Source organism: Marinobacterium rhizophilum DSM 18822, assembly GCF_000378045.1.
Taxonomy (GTDB): Bacteria; Pseudomonadota; Gammaproteobacteria; order Pseudomonadales; family Balneatricaceae; genus Marinobacterium_A; species Marinobacterium_A rhizophilum.
Genome location: NZ_KB899096.1, coordinates 172,570 through 190,041 on the forward strand (window position 1 = coordinate 172,570; position 17,472 = coordinate 190,041).

At 60.1% G+C, this 17,472-nt stretch carries 16 protein-coding genes; 5 read left to right on the forward strand and 11 right to left on the reverse strand.

The window, feature by feature from the left end; all coding sequences use genetic code 11:
* Positions 1–114 precede the first annotated feature (114 nt).
* Positions 115–2,535: a fibronectin type III domain-containing protein gene (locus F451_RS0110900; RefSeq protein WP_020681399.1), complete on the forward strand. Its 2,421-nt coding sequence runs from the start codon at positions 115–117 to the stop codon at positions 2,533–2,535.
* A 92-nt stretch (positions 2,536–2,627) separates the two neighbouring features.
* Here the strand turns inward: F451_RS0110900 and arfB are convergent, their stop codons facing one another.
* Positions 2,628–3,044, reverse strand: a complete 417-nt coding sequence (gene arfB, locus F451_RS0110905; RefSeq protein ID WP_020681400.1) for an alternative ribosome rescue aminoacyl-tRNA hydrolase ArfB — start codon at positions 3,042–3,044, stop codon at positions 2,628–2,630.
* 258 nt (positions 3,045–3,302) lie between these two features.
* Between arfB and F451_RS0110910 the strand changes: the two genes are divergently transcribed.
* Positions 3,303–3,809 (forward strand): CHRD domain-containing protein, encoded by a 507-nt coding sequence (locus tag F451_RS0110910; RefSeq protein WP_020681401.1) that lies wholly within the window; start codon positions 3,303–3,305, stop codon positions 3,807–3,809.
* 161 nt (positions 3,810–3,970) lie between these two features.
* Here F451_RS0110910 and F451_RS0110915 read toward each other — a convergent pair whose 3' ends face one another.
* The 5 genes from F451_RS0110915 to F451_RS0110935 form a co-directional block, all read right to left on the reverse strand.
* Entirely contained in the window at positions 3,971–6,655 is a 2,685-nt protein-coding gene (locus F451_RS0110915; RefSeq protein ID WP_020681402.1) for a cation-translocating P-type ATPase, read from the reverse strand.
* 1 nt (position 6,656) lies between these two features.
* The gene (locus F451_RS0110920) at positions 6,657–7,238 is read right to left on the reverse strand and encodes a VIT1/CCC1 transporter family protein (protein WP_020681403.1); all 582 of its coding nucleotides are present in this window, start codon (positions 7,236–7,238) and stop codon (positions 6,657–6,659) included.
* 6 nt (positions 7,239–7,244) lie between these two features.
* Positions 7,245–7,520, reverse strand: coding sequence for a DUF211 domain-containing protein (locus tag F451_RS0110925; RefSeq protein ID WP_020681404.1), 276 nt, complete (start codon positions 7,518–7,520; stop codon positions 7,245–7,247).
* Positions 7,521–7,633: 113 nt separating this feature from the next.
* Positions 7,634–8,275: a DUF502 domain-containing protein gene (locus F451_RS25380; protein WP_020681405.1), complete on the reverse strand. Its 642-nt coding sequence runs from the start codon at positions 8,273–8,275 to the stop codon at positions 7,634–7,636.
* Positions 8,276–8,513: 238 nt separating this feature from the next.
* Positions 8,514–9,575, reverse strand: coding sequence for a hypothetical protein (locus F451_RS0110935; RefSeq protein WP_040879729.1), 1,062 nt, complete (start codon positions 9,573–9,575; stop codon positions 8,514–8,516).
* A 191-nt stretch (positions 9,576–9,766) separates the two neighbouring features.
* Between F451_RS0110935 and F451_RS0110940 the strand changes: the two genes are divergently transcribed.
* Positions 9,767–10,726, forward strand: coding sequence for a Gfo/Idh/MocA family protein (locus tag F451_RS0110940; protein ID WP_026291681.1), 960 nt, complete (start codon positions 9,767–9,769; stop codon positions 10,724–10,726).
* 55 nt (positions 10,727–10,781) lie between these two features.
* Here F451_RS0110940 and F451_RS0110945 read toward each other — a convergent pair whose 3' ends face one another.
* Genes F451_RS0110945 through F451_RS25390 form a run of 4 tightly spaced genes read right to left on the reverse strand, consistent with a single transcriptional unit; the run spans position 10,782 to position 13,674 of the window.
* Positions 10,782–11,957, reverse strand: coding sequence for an aldose 1-epimerase family protein (locus F451_RS0110945; protein ID WP_020681408.1), 1,176 nt, complete (start codon positions 11,955–11,957; stop codon positions 10,782–10,784).
* Positions 11,954–12,496: an SMU1112c/YaeR family gloxylase I-like metalloprotein gene (gloA2, locus tag F451_RS25385; RefSeq protein WP_020681409.1), complete on the reverse strand. Its 543-nt coding sequence runs from the start codon at positions 12,494–12,496 to the stop codon at positions 11,954–11,956. The genes F451_RS0110945 and gloA2 overlap by 4 nt, the downstream gene beginning before the upstream one ends.
* 59 nt (positions 12,497–12,555) lie before the next feature.
* Positions 12,556–13,269: a metal-dependent hydrolase gene (locus tag F451_RS0110955; RefSeq protein ID WP_020681410.1), complete on the reverse strand. Its 714-nt coding sequence runs from the start codon at positions 13,267–13,269 to the stop codon at positions 12,556–12,558.
* A gap of 57 nt (positions 13,270–13,326) precedes the next feature.
* The gene (locus F451_RS25390) at positions 13,327–13,674 is read right to left on the reverse strand and encodes a DUF4144 family protein (RefSeq protein ID WP_020681411.1); all 348 of its coding nucleotides are present in this window, start codon (positions 13,672–13,674) and stop codon (positions 13,327–13,329) included.
* A 143-nt stretch (positions 13,675–13,817) separates the two neighbouring features.
* Here F451_RS25390 and fucP point away from each other — a divergent pair, with 143 nt between their 5' ends.
* Both fucP and F451_RS0110970 read left to right on the forward strand, forming a co-directional pair.
* On the forward strand, positions 13,818–15,122 hold the full coding sequence (fucP, locus tag F451_RS0110965) for an L-fucose:H+ symporter permease (protein WP_020681412.1): 1,305 nt from the start codon (positions 13,818–13,820) through the stop codon (positions 15,120–15,122).
* A gap of 258 nt (positions 15,123–15,380) precedes the next feature.
* Positions 15,381–16,145: a hypothetical protein gene (locus F451_RS0110970; protein WP_020681413.1), complete on the forward strand. Its 765-nt coding sequence runs from the start codon at positions 15,381–15,383 to the stop codon at positions 16,143–16,145.
* Between the two features lie 143 nt (positions 16,146–16,288).
* On the opposite strand, the gene mgrA is transcribed toward F451_RS0110970, so the two are convergent.
* Complete coding sequence (gene mgrA, locus F451_RS0110975) at positions 16,289–17,317, reverse strand: L-glyceraldehyde 3-phosphate reductase (protein ID WP_026291682.1); 1,029 nt, start codon at positions 17,315–17,317, stop codon at positions 16,289–16,291.
* Positions 17,318–17,472: the final 155 nt, after the last annotated feature.

Consider the following 17,472-nt stretch of genomic DNA (forward strand, 5'->3'; position numbering starts at 1 on the left):
TCGTTATATCAGATCTTTCTAATTAAGCGAATTCAATAGACCATACTAACGGTAGGTGTTTGGTCAGTTTTATAACTCGAGCTCGTCTGAATAACGACATGCGGGTCAATTGCCATGATGATTCTCTCACGGGCACTGGTGCTGGCGGCACTGGTCCTGATCATGGCAGGGACGCAGGCTGTATATGCATGGACAGCACTGCCGATTGCACAGGATCCCCTGTTGCGCATGCCGGGTACCCAACCCGACCAGGGTGTGAACCTGGAAAACCCCAACCGCTGCCTCAACTGTCACGCCGGCTTCAACCCGGCGGGCGAGCCCGGCTTCCAGTGGCAAGGCTCGATGATGGCCCAGGCGGCGAGAGACCCGATATTCTGGGCCTCAATGACGGTGGCCGGGCAGGACTCCATCTGGGCACTGGGCAACCCCAATGCCGTGGACCTCTGTGAACGCTGCCACCTGCCCGAAGGCTGGCTGGCCGGGCGTTCCGACCCGCCGAACGCGTCGCTGATGCAGCAGAGCGACTTCGACGGGGTGCACTGCGATGTCTGTCACCGCATGTGGGATCCGTTTTTTGAAGAGGCGCATTCCGGGCTGCGCGAGAGCAGCGACTGGGCGACTTACTGGGATGAAGCCGGCAATACAGGGCCGGGTAGCGGCACCCTGTCCCAGACGGAGGCGGATCGCACCTACAACGAAGACTGGCAGCTTTCCCAGACGATTACGCTGTTTGACGGCATGAACTTCTTTAACTGGAATGGCGACAAAAAGCCGGTCAACCCGGACTACACCGAAAATGCATCCGGCCAGTATTTTATCAGTCCTAATGCCCAGAAAAGGGCCAGTTTTGCCGATGCCGACGCCCGGCACCAAATGCTCTACAGCCGCTATCACAAGTCGAAGTTTTTTTGCGGCACCTGTCACGATGTTTCCAACCCGGCGCTGGCCAATCTTAACCTTCCGGCAGACGGTGCCCTCCCGACCGAATTAAAATCCGCATCCTCCTACTACCATGTCGAACGCACCTTCTCGGAGTTCATGCTATCTGACTATGGTCAACCCGGTGGCGCGCAAACCAATGCCGAATTCCAGGCCCAGGGCGCGCCCGGCATCACGCATGCCAGCAAGTGCCAGGACTGCCACATGCGGGACATTCGGGGCACGGCCGCCAACAAGAGAGGCGCGATCCTGCGCCCCGATGGCAGCATCGAGCACCCCAATTCTGGCGTGCCATTGCACGACATGACCGGGGGCAACTCCTGGATTACCTACATTCTGGCGAGTCTGGACCCCAACGGTCCGGTGTTTGATCAGACCAATGCCGATCTGCTGGGACAGGGCCCGGCGATACTGACACTGGACCTGGATGCCGGCCAGTCACCCAAGGTCAATGGCGCCGCCCTGAAAGCAGGCTCCGACCGGGCCAAGCAGCAGTTGCTGCTCGCGGCCACAATCAAGCAGCTGAGCTACAACCCGGACACGGGGGCGCTCTCATTCCGCATCCAGAACAATACCGGACACAAGCTGCTCACCGGCTATCCCGAGGGCCGGCGGATGTTCGCGAATATCCGCGCCTACGATGCCGGCGGTGAACTGATGCAGGAGATCAACCCGTACGACGCTGCGGTCGGCACGCTCAAGGGGCTGCCCGGTGTGCCGCTGTCGGGTACCGAGCAATATGATGACGACCTGGTGTACGAGGTGCATTCGAGCAGCAGCCTGACCGGCGAGGAGCATACCTTTCACTTCGCACTGGCGGATGGGCGCTCCAAGGACAACCGTATCCCGCCCCGGGGCTTCAACAGTGCTGCAGCAACGGCAAGGCTGGCGCAAGCGATTCCAGAGGACAGGTTCACGCCGGACGAATATGCCGGCGGATACGATGATATCAACCGAACCCTCCTGCCCGGTGCCGCCCTGGTCGAGGTATCGCTTTATTACCAGGGGACCTCACGCGAATACGTGGCCTTCCTGAGGGACGAGATCAATGGTACGGCGACGACCCTCACCAGCCCGACGCCGTCCGGGGAGCCCAGCGCCTATGTTCTGCAGACCGACCCGTTTTTTTCGGGATTAAAGGCCTGGGGTAACACTATATGGAGCCTGTGGACGCACAATCATGGCCTCGATGGCAGCGGCCTGCAGGTTGCCGGTATCGTCCCCTTCGCCATGGCTGAGGCCTCCGTCACTGTGGGTGAGCCACCGCCACCACCGTCCGGTGTCTGTGAAACGCCCACGGCTCCCGCTAACCTCGTGGCCACCGGCGCGAAACGCAAGGTGGACCTGACCTGGGATGCGGTATCACCGGCGCCCTCAGACGGCTACGGCGTTTACTATTACCTGGCCGGCAAAACCCAGTTCGCCGATATCAGTTTAATGCCCCAGTACACTGATACCGGCCTGAAGCCAAATTCGGAAGTCTGTTACGTCGTGACCGCCTGGAACGATTGCGACGGCGATGGCGTCATCGACCTGTCGGACGGGGAAGAAAGCGCTGCGAGTAATTCGGCCTGCGCCGTACCGACGCGCAATTAAGCAGCCGGAACCCGCAGGACACGGGCGTTAATGCGGATAGTGCGGGTAAGCGGCAGAAAAGACCGACTGCCATTTTCAACCCGCCGTTCGAGTCAGTTGTAGTCCACCTTGCCGCGCAGCGCCTTGGTTTTGCCCTGCTTGGTTTTACTGTCCAGCCGGCGCACCTTGGAGCCCTTGGTCGGTTTGGTGGCACGGCGCGTCTTCTGTACCACCATGGCCCCGAGTATCAGGTCCCGCAACCGGTTGAGCGCATCCTCGCGATTGCGCTCCTGGGTTCGGTGCTGCTGGGCCTTGAGTACCACCACGCCCTCCTTGGTGATGCGTGAGTCCTTCAGTTCAAGCAACCGTTCCTTGTAAGCCTCGGGCAAGGATGACGCCCGTATATCAAAGCGCAGATGCATGGCGCTGGAGACCTTGTTCACATTCTGCCCGCCCGCCCCCTGCGCGCGTATGGCAGTAAGCTCTATTTCGTCATCGGGAATGGATACATGGTTGGTGAGTTTTAGCATGGCTGTCGCTTAAATCCGGCATTGGCAATAATCCCTACCACCATACCGTCGTGTCGCCGGACTGTCAGCTTTGGCGTATCGCGGCGGGATAATCCTTAGCCTGTAAAACCCGCCCCTTGCGCGCTGCAAAAAATATATTTGCCAGCTGGCGCAGTCGCGACAAGTCCAAACAACGCGACCCTGCGTAATGAGAGTCAGGGAGGCCAGCGCCGAACGTTGGCCAGCCTTACCCTTTACAGCACTTACAAGGAATTAAGCATGAAGCTGAACAAAAATTACATCGCTGTCGGACTTCGCAGCACCCTTTGCGCGCTGCTGCTTTCCAGCGCACCACTGAGCTTCGCCGGTCACACCAATACCCTGCTGACGGCAAATCTCTCGGGCGACCAGGAAATTGGCGCCATGGGGGCAAGTGGCGGCAAGGGACATGCGAAAGTGTTTGGCGTGGATGGCGACAGCATGACCCTATGCTACACGCTGGAGGTTTCCGGCATTCAGATGGTGCCCGTCAAGTCAGGCATGGCCGCTCATATTCATCACGGCAAGAAAGGCACTAATGGCCCGGTCGTGGCGAGCCTGGCAGGGCCCGAAGACGGCGATGCGGCGGACTGTGTCAGCGAGTACGAAAAAGGCAAGTTCCCGAGCCATGAAGCCGGCATGGTGGAGCGCATTCTCGCCAACCCTGGCGACTTCTATATCAACGTACACAACCCCGACTACCCGGGCGGCGCCATTCGTGGCCAGCTGGAGCACGCCAGTAAATAGCCACTGGCGGCCATTGCACGCGAAGTGCTGCCGCCACCGCTATCACAACACGCTACATCCACGCACTGTATAGACACTCGACCAAGGCTTGAACTGTGCCCGCGGCATCGAATCGCAGGCACGGTTCGTCTCTTCTAAACAGCACGGCATAACGGGCTCGCTCAATCGGTGCGGGCCTGGTAAATATACCCCCGCCGTATCAGCCACTTTTCGGCTTCTGTCGCCGGCAAGACCAGCGCGGCCAGCAGTACCCCCACCAGCAGATCCAGCAGCGGCAAGGGCTGGGTGCGGAAAATCTCATTGCACAGCGGCAGGTAGATAACCAGCAGCTGCAGGCCAAAGGTCAGTACCACCGCCGCCAGCATGGCCAGGTTACTGAACAACCCCACCGTCCATAGTGAGGCCTTCTCACTGCGCACCGCCAGCGCGTTGAACAGCTGCGCCAGTGTCAGCACGGTGAACACCAGCGTCTGCCAGTGCTCGGCCCCCCGGCTGTACGCCCACGCCTGGCTGGCAAGCGACAGACCCGCGATCAGCAGCCCCACCCAGAGTATGTGCTGCCACATGCCATGGGCGAAGATATTCTCCTGCGGCGGGCGCGGCGGCCTTTGCATGCCACCGGGTTCCGCCGGCTCAACCGCATAGGCAAGCCCCGGCAGACCGTCTGTGACCAGGTTGATCCATAAAATGTGTATGGGCAGCAAAGGAATCGGCAGGCCCATGAAGGGCGCCAGGAACAGGGTCAGCACTTCACCGGCATTGGAGGTCATGGTGTACTGAATGAACTTGCGGATATTGTCGAAAATCCGGCGTCCCTCGCGTACGGCGCTGACAATGGTGGCAAAGTTGTCATCCAGCAAGACCATATCGGCGGCTTCACGCGCCACATCGGTCCCTTTGAGCCCCATGGCGATACCAATGCCGGCCCGTTTCAGTGCCGGCGCATCATTGATGCCATCGCCGGTCATCGCCACAAACTCGCCCTGCGCCTGCAGCGCCTTGACGATGCGTATCTTCTGTTGCGGGCTGACACGCGCATACACCCGTAATCCGGACACCTGCCTTGCAAGGGCAGCGTCTGAGAGTTCGGCCAGCTGGACTCCGGTGATCACTGGACTGTCCGCATCGCAAATCCCCAGTCGCTGTGCAATGGCGCGCGCAGTAGCCGGGTGGTCGCCGGTGATCATGACAGGCGTAATGCCGGCACGAAGGCAGTCGGTCACTGCCTGTGGCACCTCGGGTCTGGGCGGATCAATCAGCGCTACCAGCCCCAGAAAACACAGCTCCTGTTCCAGCTGGCCGAGATCCACATCATTCGCCACGCCATCGAAACGACGCATCGCCAGTGCCAGCACTCGATAGCCCTGCTCGGCCAGCCCCTGCGCTTCGGCCAGCCGGGTACTGGCGCAAAAGGGCATCTCGCCCGGCCCCAGCTCGGTTTGGCATTGCCCGATCACCCGTTCGGGCGAGCCCTTGATAAAGGCCACAACGCCATTCTTCCCACGGTGCACAGTGGTCATTTCCTGGCGTTCGCTGGTAAAGGGAATCTCGTTGATGCGGGGCATTGCCGCTTCCAGCCGGGCCTTGTCGAAACCATACAGCTCCGCCGCCGCTCGCAGGGCCAACTCCGTGGGCTCACCCTGCAGCTTCTCGCCTTCGCGGGTGACATCATTGTTGAGCGCGAGGGCCTGCCCCAGCGCACACCAGACATCGCTCTCCCACCCTTTTTCTGATTCGCGCGCGGCGTCCTGCCCGGCTTCGCTTGGCGCGAAAACCGGCAAGCTATCCCGCAACTCGCCCCCCGCCATGAAATGTTCCACCGTCATGCGGTTCTGGGTCAGGGTGCCCGTCTTGTCGGTGCAGATATAGGTAACCGCCCCCAGGGTTTCCACGGCCGGGAGTTTGCGCACCAGCGCCTGGCGCCGACTGAGCTTGCGAGCACCAAAGGTCAGTGACAGTGTCACCACGGCCGGCAGTGCCTCCGGAATGGCCGCAACGGCCAGGCTCACCGCCGTCAGAAACATCAGCAGAACAGGTTCACCCCGCAACAGGCCCGTGACAAAAATAAGGCTGCATATCGCCAGCACCACCAGCGCCAGGTAACGGCCGAAACGGCTCATGCGCTGCTGCAGCGGCGTTTTGACGCGCTGCTCTGTCTCCAGCAGGCGCGCAATCTGGCCTATCTCGGTATCCATGCCCGTGGCGATGACCAGCCCGCGCCCCCGGCCACGACTGACGGTACTGCTCTTGAACAGCAGGTTATGCCGGTCCCCGAGCGTAAGCCCCTGATCCGCCAGCGTTTCAGTGGTCTTGACCACACCCAGGGACTCGCCAGTCAGGGCCGACTCGTCCGCCTGCAGCGCCTGCGCGTCGATCAGGCGCAGGTCCGCCGGCACCAGGTTGCCGGCCTCGATCAACACCAGGTCACCCTGTACCAGCTCGGTCGCATCAAGGGTGCGAACCCTGCCATCACGCATGACCTGTGCCTGGGGCGCCGCCTGCTTGCGCAGCGCCGCCAGGGCCCGTTCGGCGCGAAATTCCTGCACAGCACCGATCAGGCCGTTCAGCAGTACAATCACAAGGATGGCGATGGTGTCCTGGGGCTCGCCGACGATACCGGAAATAACCGCGGCCGCCAGTAACACCAGGATCATAAGATCGGCAAACTGGCTGGCAAACACGGCCAGTGCCGAACGCTGCTGCCCCTGCGCCAGACGGTTGGGGCCCTGGGACGCGAGGCGCCGTTGCGCCTCGTCTTGCGTTAACCCATGGTCCGAGGTGGTCAGCCGATGCTGCGTTTCATCACAGCTCAGGTTGTGCCAGGCACGGAAGGTCTCAAATGGCATATCAGGCACTCAGCAAAAGGATAAGACCCACGGTCACCAGCGCCACCAGCAGTGTCTGCAGGCCACTGCGCCAGATCGAATTGCCGGCGACGCGGCCGAGAAACACGCCCAGGAAAAAGATAATCAGAAGTGCGACCAGCAACGCCCCGTGCAGGGCCTGCATCGGTAACGGAATACCGGCCCTGGCCAGCCAGAGCGGTGTAATGATCAGGAGGGAAATCAGCAGTGGAGCGGATCCATTGACCAGTGCGATCAACAGCGGTACCCAGCGGGCGGCCTGTGCGTGGGCGCTGCCCTGCAAACTCTTCGCCATGGCCTCTTCAAGGTCAGACAATGCCCGCTGGCGCTCAGCCGTTTCGCTGAGATAGGCGCTGCTGACACCGCTGACGCCCAGTGCAATGGCCGCCCCCAGGCAGGTAGCTATCACCACCGATAGCGGTACCCTGTCCGTGGTAATAAAGCCCAGAATAACACCCAGCATGGTCAGGGCGCCGTCGAAGCCGTTAACGACGAAGTAGCGCCGCATAATGCCTCGGGAGTGGCTGATGCGCAGCAAGAAACCCAGGTCGCGTAACAGGTTCAAGCGCGCTTACTCCGTCTGCTGATCGACACTGCTACCGCTGACATCGACCTCATCCACACTGTGCAGGGCCGCACCAAGATCGCGGATCACCGTATGGATGGCCTCGAAATCGACATCCGCGCCGGCCACTTCTATCTCCAGCGTTTCTGTCTTTTTATCCATTTCCAGTACACGCACACAGACACGGTAATCACCCAGGTCCCCCAGTGCGCGGGCAAGATCAAGCACGCTGGGATCGTGGGGTTTGAGAACATCCAGCAAAATTCGCGTTACGACCGCCATATCGTCTCCCCCTGTCGTCCGATACCCAGAGCTTGGGCGGGATTACATTCAAGCATAGAGCCATTTGACCCATTCGCATCCGTCGGCAAGCCGACACCCGAGAACACAGGCTGCTAGCGCGTGCGGGACCGGGCAGCCCTGGCCGGTTTCCCGGCCACCGCGACACCCGTGACGCCCGTGACGCCGGCGGTCAGCGTAAAGCGCATCGCCTCCTCCATGCTCATGTCGAGCGGGCGAACCGCCGTGCGCGGCATCAGCACCGCGTAGCCGCCGATCATGTAACTCAGCGGCAGGTAGACGAGAACACTGTCGTCGTCGCGAAAGCCCGGCGGCAACCGCTCGGGCTGCGCCTGGGTGACGAAGCCGATCACCTGCATGCCGGTTTCACCGATGGAAACCGACACCACCTGTTCGAAATCCTTGTGATTGTCCGGGGAAAAGTAGTTGAAAAAATCACGAATAGCCCGGTAGATCGACTTCACCAGCGGCATGTGAAACAGCAGATCTTCGGCCATGGAAAACAGCCGCTGTACCAGGTAGGCATGCATGAGCAACCCGACGGCAAACATCAGCAGCAACCCGACCAGCAGCCCCATGCCCGGCACATAAAGGCTGTGCGGAATCACCAGGCGCATCAGGGTACCCAGGGCGACCTCGACCGACACCACCAGCCAATACACCAGGTACAGCGTCAGTGCGATTGGCACGATTGTCACCAGACCCGTCAGCACATTCCTGCCGATGAACTTCACCATTCGTCAATACCTCTAGCAGCCTGTCGGACTTACCACTGATCTACTGCGGAAAAGCCGATTTTGGTCACTTTGTGTACTCTTTTTTGTTAAATAGAACCACTATTCGTCTCAAAAGAGCTCAAAAACTGCCTCAAAACGGACTTTCCCTCGCTACGACCGGCCAAGCCCGACAGGCTGCTAGCCAGGTCCGGTGGGCGCGAATAACACTCCGCTTAGAATGCCAGTTAAGCATAGTCCGTCAGGTTTTTACCAAGAGTGCCACGCCCTGGCGATAGCCCAGGCCGCCATTGCCGTGCACCATCCCTATCTGCTCGGTGCCGTCGCGCAGGCAATCGTACATGCTGATCAGTGCATTGAGCGCCGGGTTGTTCCAGGGGCCGCGGGCCAGGTTCATGCCGCCGGTTATAGTGACACTGTGCCGGGCCAGAAACGCCGGCATCTCGTCGAGCAGGTCAACCAGGCCACTGGCCAGCAGAAACGCCATGGGCACGACCGGGAAACAGGTATAGGTTTCCAGCAGCGCGTCCCCCGCCCTGAAGCGGGCCGCAAAGTCGATGCTGGCCTGCGCGCAGCAATCCTGATAGGCGCGGCGCAGATGGGCGTAGCCGGCAATCTGTTTTATATGGTCCGGTCCGTCCCCCTCCAGCCTGCCGAGCCCCACCGACCGGACCTCGATCCTGTCCTGTTCGGGCACATCCAGCTTCCCGGCCAGCGCCTCGCTGCAGACCAGCAGGCGTCCGGTGAAATCCACCACGGGGTTGGCGCAGTCGACACCGCGAAACAGCGAGGTGACCGGCTGATGCCAGTGCTCACCGGGCAGTTGCTCGGGCAGATAGTCATCCGCCAGGGCGTTGCGGTAACTGAGCTTGTAGTTCTCGAACAGGCAATGCGCCAGGCGCCTGAACTGTGCCTCGTCCCCCCGGTACTGCTGCAGGAAATGACCGGCCAGATCATTGTAGGCATCGGTCAGCGGATACTCGGGACCATAGACCTGCATCAGCCTGAGTCGCTCTTCACGCGTATACCCCGTCTTGATGTGATCCACTCCGCTGATCACGACCGCCGGCACGCCCTGTGCTATCAGACTTTTTGCCCGCGCCAGCGCCTCGATGGGCGCACAGCCGCTGCGAAAGTGATCCTCGGGTTCGGGGCTGTGCCAGTCGGTGCTCAGCGGCTCGATAACCAGTTCGCGTAGATCGACCTCCAGCGCCTGGATACGCGCTTCCAGGGCAAGGCAGTGGTGCAGGGTGCCGACGCTATCCAGGGTTTTGGCGGCCGCGATGATCAGGGCTCGGGTCATGCTGTACATCCTCAAAAAACCAGCCCCCAGCATAGCAATCTTTACGTTAACGTCAACGAGCATTACCCACCGTGGAAATCACCGCGCAGACCAGCAGGAAAGCCTGCCTTGACTTGCCCCAATGTCTGGAGGAAAGTTTCAAGCGCTTGAAAGCGCATGACAGCACTGAAAAATACCGGGAGTGAAAAGCAGTGATTCGATTCGGAATTATGGGCAGTGCCAAGATCGCCCGCACCCAGGTAGCGCCAGCCATACTGGAAGCCGGGCACCTTATTCAGGCGGTTTCATCGCGCTCACTGGAACAGGCTCAGGCCTTTGCGCATAGTGTCGGTGCCCCCAGCTATTGCGACAGCTACGAGGCGCTGCTGGCCGACGAGCAGGTGGATGCGGTCTATATTCCGCTGCCCAATCACCTGCACGTGCCCTGGGCGATCAAGGCCATGGCAGCCGGCAAGCATGTCCTGTGCGAAAAGCCCATCGCGCTGAACACCGACGATCTGCAACCCCTGCTGGCGGCCGCGGCGAACTTCAACGGCACCCTGATGGAAGCCTTCATGGTATGCCATCACGCCCAGTGGCAGGCCATCCACCAGCGCCTGCTGCCGGCCATCGGCGAGCTGCGGGCGCTGCATGCCATCTTCAGCTACGGCCTGACGGACGAAAAGAACGTGCGCAATGTACCCGAATGGGGCGGTGGTGGCCTGATGGACATCGGCTGCTATGCGGTGCTGGCCGGACGCTGGTGCTTTCAGGCGGAACCGGTCAGCGTGCAGAGCACCCTCGACCTGGACCCGCAGTTCGGCATCGACCGCCAGACCAGTGCCCTGCTCGATTACGGCCAGGGTCGTACCCTCAGCCTGACAGTGTGCACCCAGGCGGCCCGTTATCAGCGCCTGCTGATGCTGGGCAGCAAGGGTTGGGCGGAACTGGAAATCCCCTTCAATGCACCCAGCGAAGGCGTACGCATCCGCCTGGCGCCCGAGGGCGGTATCGGTGCGGGGGAACTGATCGAATTACCGCCGCAGAACCAGTATGCAACGATGGTCAGTGCCTTCGCGGCACATGTGGAATCCGGCAAGGCCTGGAACAACCTGGAGCAGTCCAGCGCCGTTATTCGAGTGCTGGACCGCATCCGCGCTGCTGCAAAATGAAGCTAAACCGGGCCCTGCTTTTGACGGCAGCGCCCCATCACACCACCTCCTTCAGTCAGCCTTCAGGCGTAACCAGCGGCTGCGGTTTGACCACCGGCACTGTGTCGCCCTGCAGGGCCTGAATCTGTTGCAGCGAAGTTGCCACCCTTTGCGGGGTGGTCAGAAAGCCAAAGCGCAGCGCGAACTGAACGGTTTCACCGGGTTCGATGCTGGGCACCAGCCCCAGCGGACGCTGGTAACGCCGGTTGTACGCGAAACTCGTGCCCGGTTCGATACCCATGACGTAGCCCTGCCCCGGCAGATCGGTATTTTTCCAGAGGGTCAGTACCGGCAGGGTATCGGCCTGGTACGCCACTTCGATACCCAGGCTCGCATCGGCGTTGTGCAGCAGTGACCGGGTCTCGCCCTGTTCATCACTGAGCGGGCGCACATTGAACACCATTTCATCGAAATCACGGGTCGGCGCAGGAATCTGATTCCAGTCGTTCAGCCCTTTTGCGGCGTAGTCATTGAAGGGCGACAGCTCTGCGACAGGCACGTGCAGCTGGCCACCGGCTTCGAGCACCGGCGCACCGAAGTTGTTGTGGTAGATCACCTGGTATTCGCGTGCATAGACGCCCTTGTTGGTGAGGCTGTCCTGCACTTGGAGATAGGGTTCGCCGGGCACGATGGACAGGTGCATCCAGACTTCAAAATTGGTGAACTTGAAGCGTTTCTCGTCAACCCGGCCGGACAGCGTCACGCGATACGGGGCTTCGCGTTCAATGCGCAGTAAGACGTGCGACGCCGGAGTATTCTGGATGCGTCCGTGCAGGGTCAGGAACTCGTCACCGTCCTGGCCAGGATGCCCGGCCCACTGGTAGCCGCAGCGCACCAGCATTTCGTTAAAGCCGTCGAGCCAGCCCAGGCCGCCCGAGGCTTCCTGATTGATAAACGCCGGATTCACGACCTCGCGGACCGGAGAGTCCCAGCCAAAACGGGTGTCATCCTGCACGACATCCAGCACCGCCATACCGCGACACGGCACCACGCGTACCGTCATGTCACCCACCGACAGGGTGAGCAGCCTGACACCCTGCTGCTTGCCCCCCGCCAGGGTGGTTTGCTCGATGCGAATGGGCACCGTGCTGTCGATGCCCAGCGATTCTGATGTGATGCAGAAATCACCGGCATCGAATGCGGTTTCGCTATCCAGAATGGGCCATTCAAGGACACGGGATGAGGTCGTCATGCTTGGTTGTTCCTTTGAGTGTCGACCAGATCGGGCTCTTGACGAACTTCGTACAGTTCCAGTGGCAGCCCGTCCGGGTCGTTGAAAAAGGTGAAACGCTGGCCAGTGAACTCGTCTACCCGCACGGGCTCCACCGCCACGCCACAGGATTCGAGATAAGCCACGGCGCTGACCATATCGTCGACGGCAAAGGCCAAGTGCCGCAGTCCCTGTGCCTCCGGGGTACTGGGCCGCGCAGGTGGTTCAGGAAACGAAAACAGTTCGATCTGGGCGCCCGAGGGCAGGCGCAGATCGAGCTTGTAGGACGCGCGCTGCGCGCGGTAGTTTTCCGCAATCACCTCCAGCCCCAGCACATCCACGTAGAAGGCTCGCGAGCGGGGGTAATCGGCACAGATAATGGCGACGTGATGAATACCCCGCAACAACGCCGTAGTCGGCCTTACCTCCTCGCTCAGGGGCCTGGGCCCATTCTCTGTCGAGGGTGCAAGGCCATCGGCACCCTTGACCGGGGGACGACCAGGTCCGTTGTTTTCCTTCATGGTTGTTGCTCCTTTCCTCTGACCTGTTCGTTTCACGAACCGCAGTTTTTATTCAGCGATCAGGCTAACACCTGACGCAGCCAGTCCACCACGGTGTTCAGCGTGAGCCATTGCGGCAGATCAAGCCCCAGACGCGGTTCAAGAAACGGCGCCTGGGGACTGAGCCACAGACAGCCGACACAGAGCATCAGCATTAGAGCCGAGAGACCCGGCTGTTGCCAGTCCGTTATCTTGAGTGCCGAACCAAAAGAGCGCTTGATGCGCATACCTGACAAATCCACGCTGTAGATTTCGTCCAGCAGCAGGTGCACCGTCGCGCCCATGAACACGAAGCCGCCGATGCCCCAGGCCTGGCGCACATCGAGCGCAAACAGGTGATAAGCGAGCAAAACACCGATCGCGCCAAACAGCACATTGGCCAGCAGGCTGTGCAGCATGCCGCGGTGCACGGTAATTTTGGCAAACAGCCACAGCAGCACGAACCGTACCAGCAGGTAACCTGCGCCGGCGAGCGCCATCACCTGCCAGACCGGCAGTGTCGTTACCCAGTAAATGGCCAGCGAGGCCGCCACCAGAGCACCGAAGAGCCGGAAAACAATGCGCAGCGCCAGGGATTCGTCCGAATCGATATCCGGTAGCAGCCCCCCCAGGGTACCCGCCAGCCAGTAGCAGAATGCATCCGCCGGCGTCGCAAGTCCCGTCGCCAGGGCCGCCACACTGAGGCCTCCGCTGATAACGGTGGCGACAAGCGTATGGGTTTTAAAATCAGCCATGATGTCCTTTCCTGGGGCGTCGAGTTAGCCGAAGTGTGTTACAAATATAATTTATTATCAATCAGTTAAGTACGCTACGAGATGTATTGCCTCATCTATGCTGCGCGCCCCCAGTTTGGCCACGCAACAATTGCCCTGCACGCTGGCATGGTTGCGAACCAGGACCAGAACCTCATTCAGCGTCAGCGCCTGCGCGCATGCATCCATCCTCGGACCGCCCTTGCCAGGCAACAACCGGTAGACCTGACCGGCACTGTCGATCAGCCGGTCGCCAGGCTGAAGACTGGCGTTAAATTCATCGGCCGCACACATCCGGGCCCAGTCTGCCTTGGAAGCCACAAAACCGAGCTCATCATCATGCTGATACTGCACCAGCGCCGGAAACCGAGTACCACCTGTCGTCATTGCACCACTCCCACGCCCAAAAGAAAGAATTACAAATGTTACACATCATCCGCCGGCCGTTCATTTTACGTTGACATACCCGTGGCCCAATGGCGCCTGAAAATCCAACAGCCGCTGTGCGGCCGATTGAGTGCAAGGTGCATATGAAGAATAAAACACCCCTCGTCTTTCGGGACATGATTCTGCCCTTTATCCTGCTGACCACCTGCTTCGCTGCATGGGGCGTCGCCGCCAACATGACCGATCCGCTGGTGAAGGTATTCAGCAAAATATTCACCATGAGTTCGCTGCAGTCCGCCCTGGTGCAGTTCGCCTACTACGGCGCCTACTTCTGCCTGGCGCTGCCGGCGGCCTTTATCAACCGTCGCTTTTCCTACAAGACCGGCGTGTTGACGGGCCTTGGGTTTGCAGCCCTCGGCGCCTTCATGTTCTACCCTGCCAGCCAGTCAATGGCATACGGCTATTTTCTTGCGGCCCTGTTTATTCTGGCGGCCGGCCTGTCGATTCTTGAAACCTCGGCCAATCCCTTTGTCATCGCCATGGGGCCGGTGGAGAATGCCACCCGTCGACTGAACTTTGCCCAGGCATTCAACCCGGTCGGCTGTAACATCGGTGTTTTTCTCGGCGCCGCCCTGATCCTTACCCAGCTCAATCCCGCCACGGCGCAGGAGCGCGCCACCATGGGCGCGACCCAGCTGCACGCCATTCAAACCGCCGAACTGGATGCCGTGATGGTGCCCTATGTCGGCATGGCCTGCGTACTGGTGCTGATCTGGTTCGCAGTCGCCATGCTGCGTATCCGCCCGGCCCGTGAAAAAGTGGTCGCACACAGCAGCGAAGTCCATTTTCGCGCAACACTGGGACGCCTGCTGCGTAACCCGCATTACCGTTTTGGCGTGATCGCGCAGTTTTTCAATGTTGGCGCCCAGACCTGCATCTGGACCTTTACCATCCAGTACGTCATGGACGCACTGTCCGTCGATGAAGTACGTGGCGGCGACTTCCTGCAGTACAGCCTGATCCTGTTCCTGCTGGCGCGCTTCGCCATGACTTGGCTCATGGGTTACATACGCGCCAGCGTCCTTCTCACGGGTCTGTCTGTACTGGCCTGCGCGCTTTGCGTCTTTATGATCATGAGCCCCAATATCGCTGGTGTATGGGCGCTGGTCGCCATTTCCGGCTGCCTGTCACTGATGTTCCCGACCATCTACGGCGTGGCCCTGCAGGGACTGGGCGAAGACACCAAATTCGGTGCCGCCGGCCTGGTCATGGCCATCCTCGGCGGTGCCATATTGCCGCTGGCCCAGGGTGCCATCATCGATAGCTACGGCAGCGCCGTGTCGTTTATCGTACCGGCACTGTGCTTCCTCATCGTGGGTCGCTACGGCCTGTTCGATATCAAGTCCACCTGCCGCTTGAGCGGTACCCGGTTGCCGGCGGCGGTCTAATCGCCCGACCCAGTTTAAGGCAATACCGCCAACACCCGGCCCTGTGCCGGGTGTTTTTGTTTCAGGGCCCGTAGAGCCATTCGCAGCGGCTTTGGCGAACGATGCTGTGGTAATGCGGACACCCCGCCGACTCGGGGTTTACCCATCTTGGCCAGCACACCGACTACACTAGATCTAACAGACGTGTGCTGCGGCGCCCGGCGCTGCGTTTGTTTCGAATCAGGTGCCTTGCGTTCCTATACGTTGGAGGTGTCGCTGATGAATATCCAGGGAAAGACCGCTTCTGCCCACTGCGTCAACCGGTATCAGCCAAGAGATCGCCTGAGTGTGCTGCTGATCATGCTATGTATTGCGGGTCTGCTCAGTGCCTGCGGTATCAACCAGAACTATTCGTCCGCGCAGCATAATGCCATCGATCTTTCTGCGGATGACCTGCATAACCAGGGCGTCGCCTTTATCAGCCCCTCGACTATTACCGGCCAGGAAGAAGACAAGCAGGTGCTGGCCTTTGTGTTCGCCAATACACTGGCGCGGGAACGACCGGATATTAAAGTCACCACCCTGCCCGAGACTCTGGGAGCGATAAACAAGGCAGGACTGGCCACGGAATATAACCGCATGTTCCAGGATTACCGCGAAACAGGGATATTTAACCGCGCCAGCCTCAACCGGGTGGGCAAGGCTACCCGGGCGCGTTACCTGATCCAGCTCAACCTGGCCAATTTTCGCCAGGAGTCGCGCGGGCGTTTCAGCATGCTGGGATTTCGCGTTTATCAGACCAGCCACGCCAACATCCGGCTGTTCATTCAGATCTGGGACAGCACGAATGGCAGTATTGTCTGGGAAGGTGTGGAAGAGCTGAACCTGGCGCAGGAAACCAGCAAGGAAAAGACCATTACCTTCACTTCAGTGGTTGAAGCGTCGGCACAGAATCTCATTGCCCTGCTGCCCAAGCAAGGCGATGTAAAACCGCTTGCCGGCAGACCCGTCCTGGGCAAACAGATAGAGTTGAGCAAGCAGTAGCATGCACCGCATGCACCATCTGCACTGAAAAAGGCGGGGCTCGAAAGAGCCCCGCCGGTATTCGCCTGTGAATCGATTAACCGTTACGTCAGCCCGTCGCTAGACTCCGCTGCGTCCGGGCATTTTCATCGAGCCGATGGCGCTCAGTCGTTTGACGACTGAGCCCAAAGGTTGATGCCAGCATCGGTGGCGAAGCGATCGATCTCCGCCAGCTCATCCAGACTGAAATCCGGCTTGTCCAGCGCCGACACACTGTCGATAACCTGCTCGGGACGGCTTGCACCTATGAGCGCGGAGGTGACACGTCCATTGCGCAATACCCAGGCAATGGCCATCTGCGCCAGTGTCTGGCCACGGCGCTCGGCGATGGCATGCAGGGCGCGAATGCGGGCCAGGTTGTCGTCGGACAAAAATCCAGTGCTAAGCGAGCCGTTCTGGTTGGCGCGGCTGTTGGCCGGCACTCCCTTGAGGTACTTGTCGGTCAGCATGCCCTGCGCCAGCGGCGAAAACACGATGGATCCTGCTCCCAGCTCATCCAGCGTATCGAGCAGATTGTCGTCCTCGATCCAGCGGTTCAGCATTGAATAGCTCGGCTGGTGAATCAGGCACGGTGTACCCAGCTCGCGAAGAATCGCCGCGGCCTCCCGCGTGCGGGCCGCACTGTAGGAGGATATCCCCACATACAACGCCTTGCCCTGTCGCACAGCACTGTCCAGAGCGCCCATGGTTTCTTCCAGCGGCGTTTCGGGATCGAAACGGTGCGAATAGAAGATGTCGACATAGTCGGTACCCAGGCGTTTCAGACTCTGGTCCAGGCTCGCGAGCAGGTACTTGCGGCTACCGAACTCGCCATAGGGCCCCGGCCACATGCGATAGCCCGCTTTGCTCGAAATGATCATCTCATCGCGGTAACCGGCAAAGTCCGATTTGAGCATCCGCCCAAAGAACGCCTCTGCAGAGCCGGGTGGCGGACCGTAGTTGTTCGCCAGATCGAAATGGGTAATGCCCCGATCAAACGCTGTGCGGCAGATTTCACGGGCAGTGTCGGCGCGCGCATCTTCACCGAAATTCTGCCACAGACCGAGGGAGAGCGCGGGCAGCTTGAGACCGCTGCGGCCAGTCCGGTTGTATTGCATCTGCGCATATCGCTCGCTAGACGGCTGATATCTCATACAGTATCGACCTCCTCGACTTGTTTGGATCGCTGTTCACGGAATACAGGTCAGACTAAATATTAGCGGTATCTACGAAATAAACAGGCTCTGCTTGCCTGAAACAAGAGCGCAGCCCCGAAGGCTGCGCTGATCGATCAAAGACAGGGTCCATG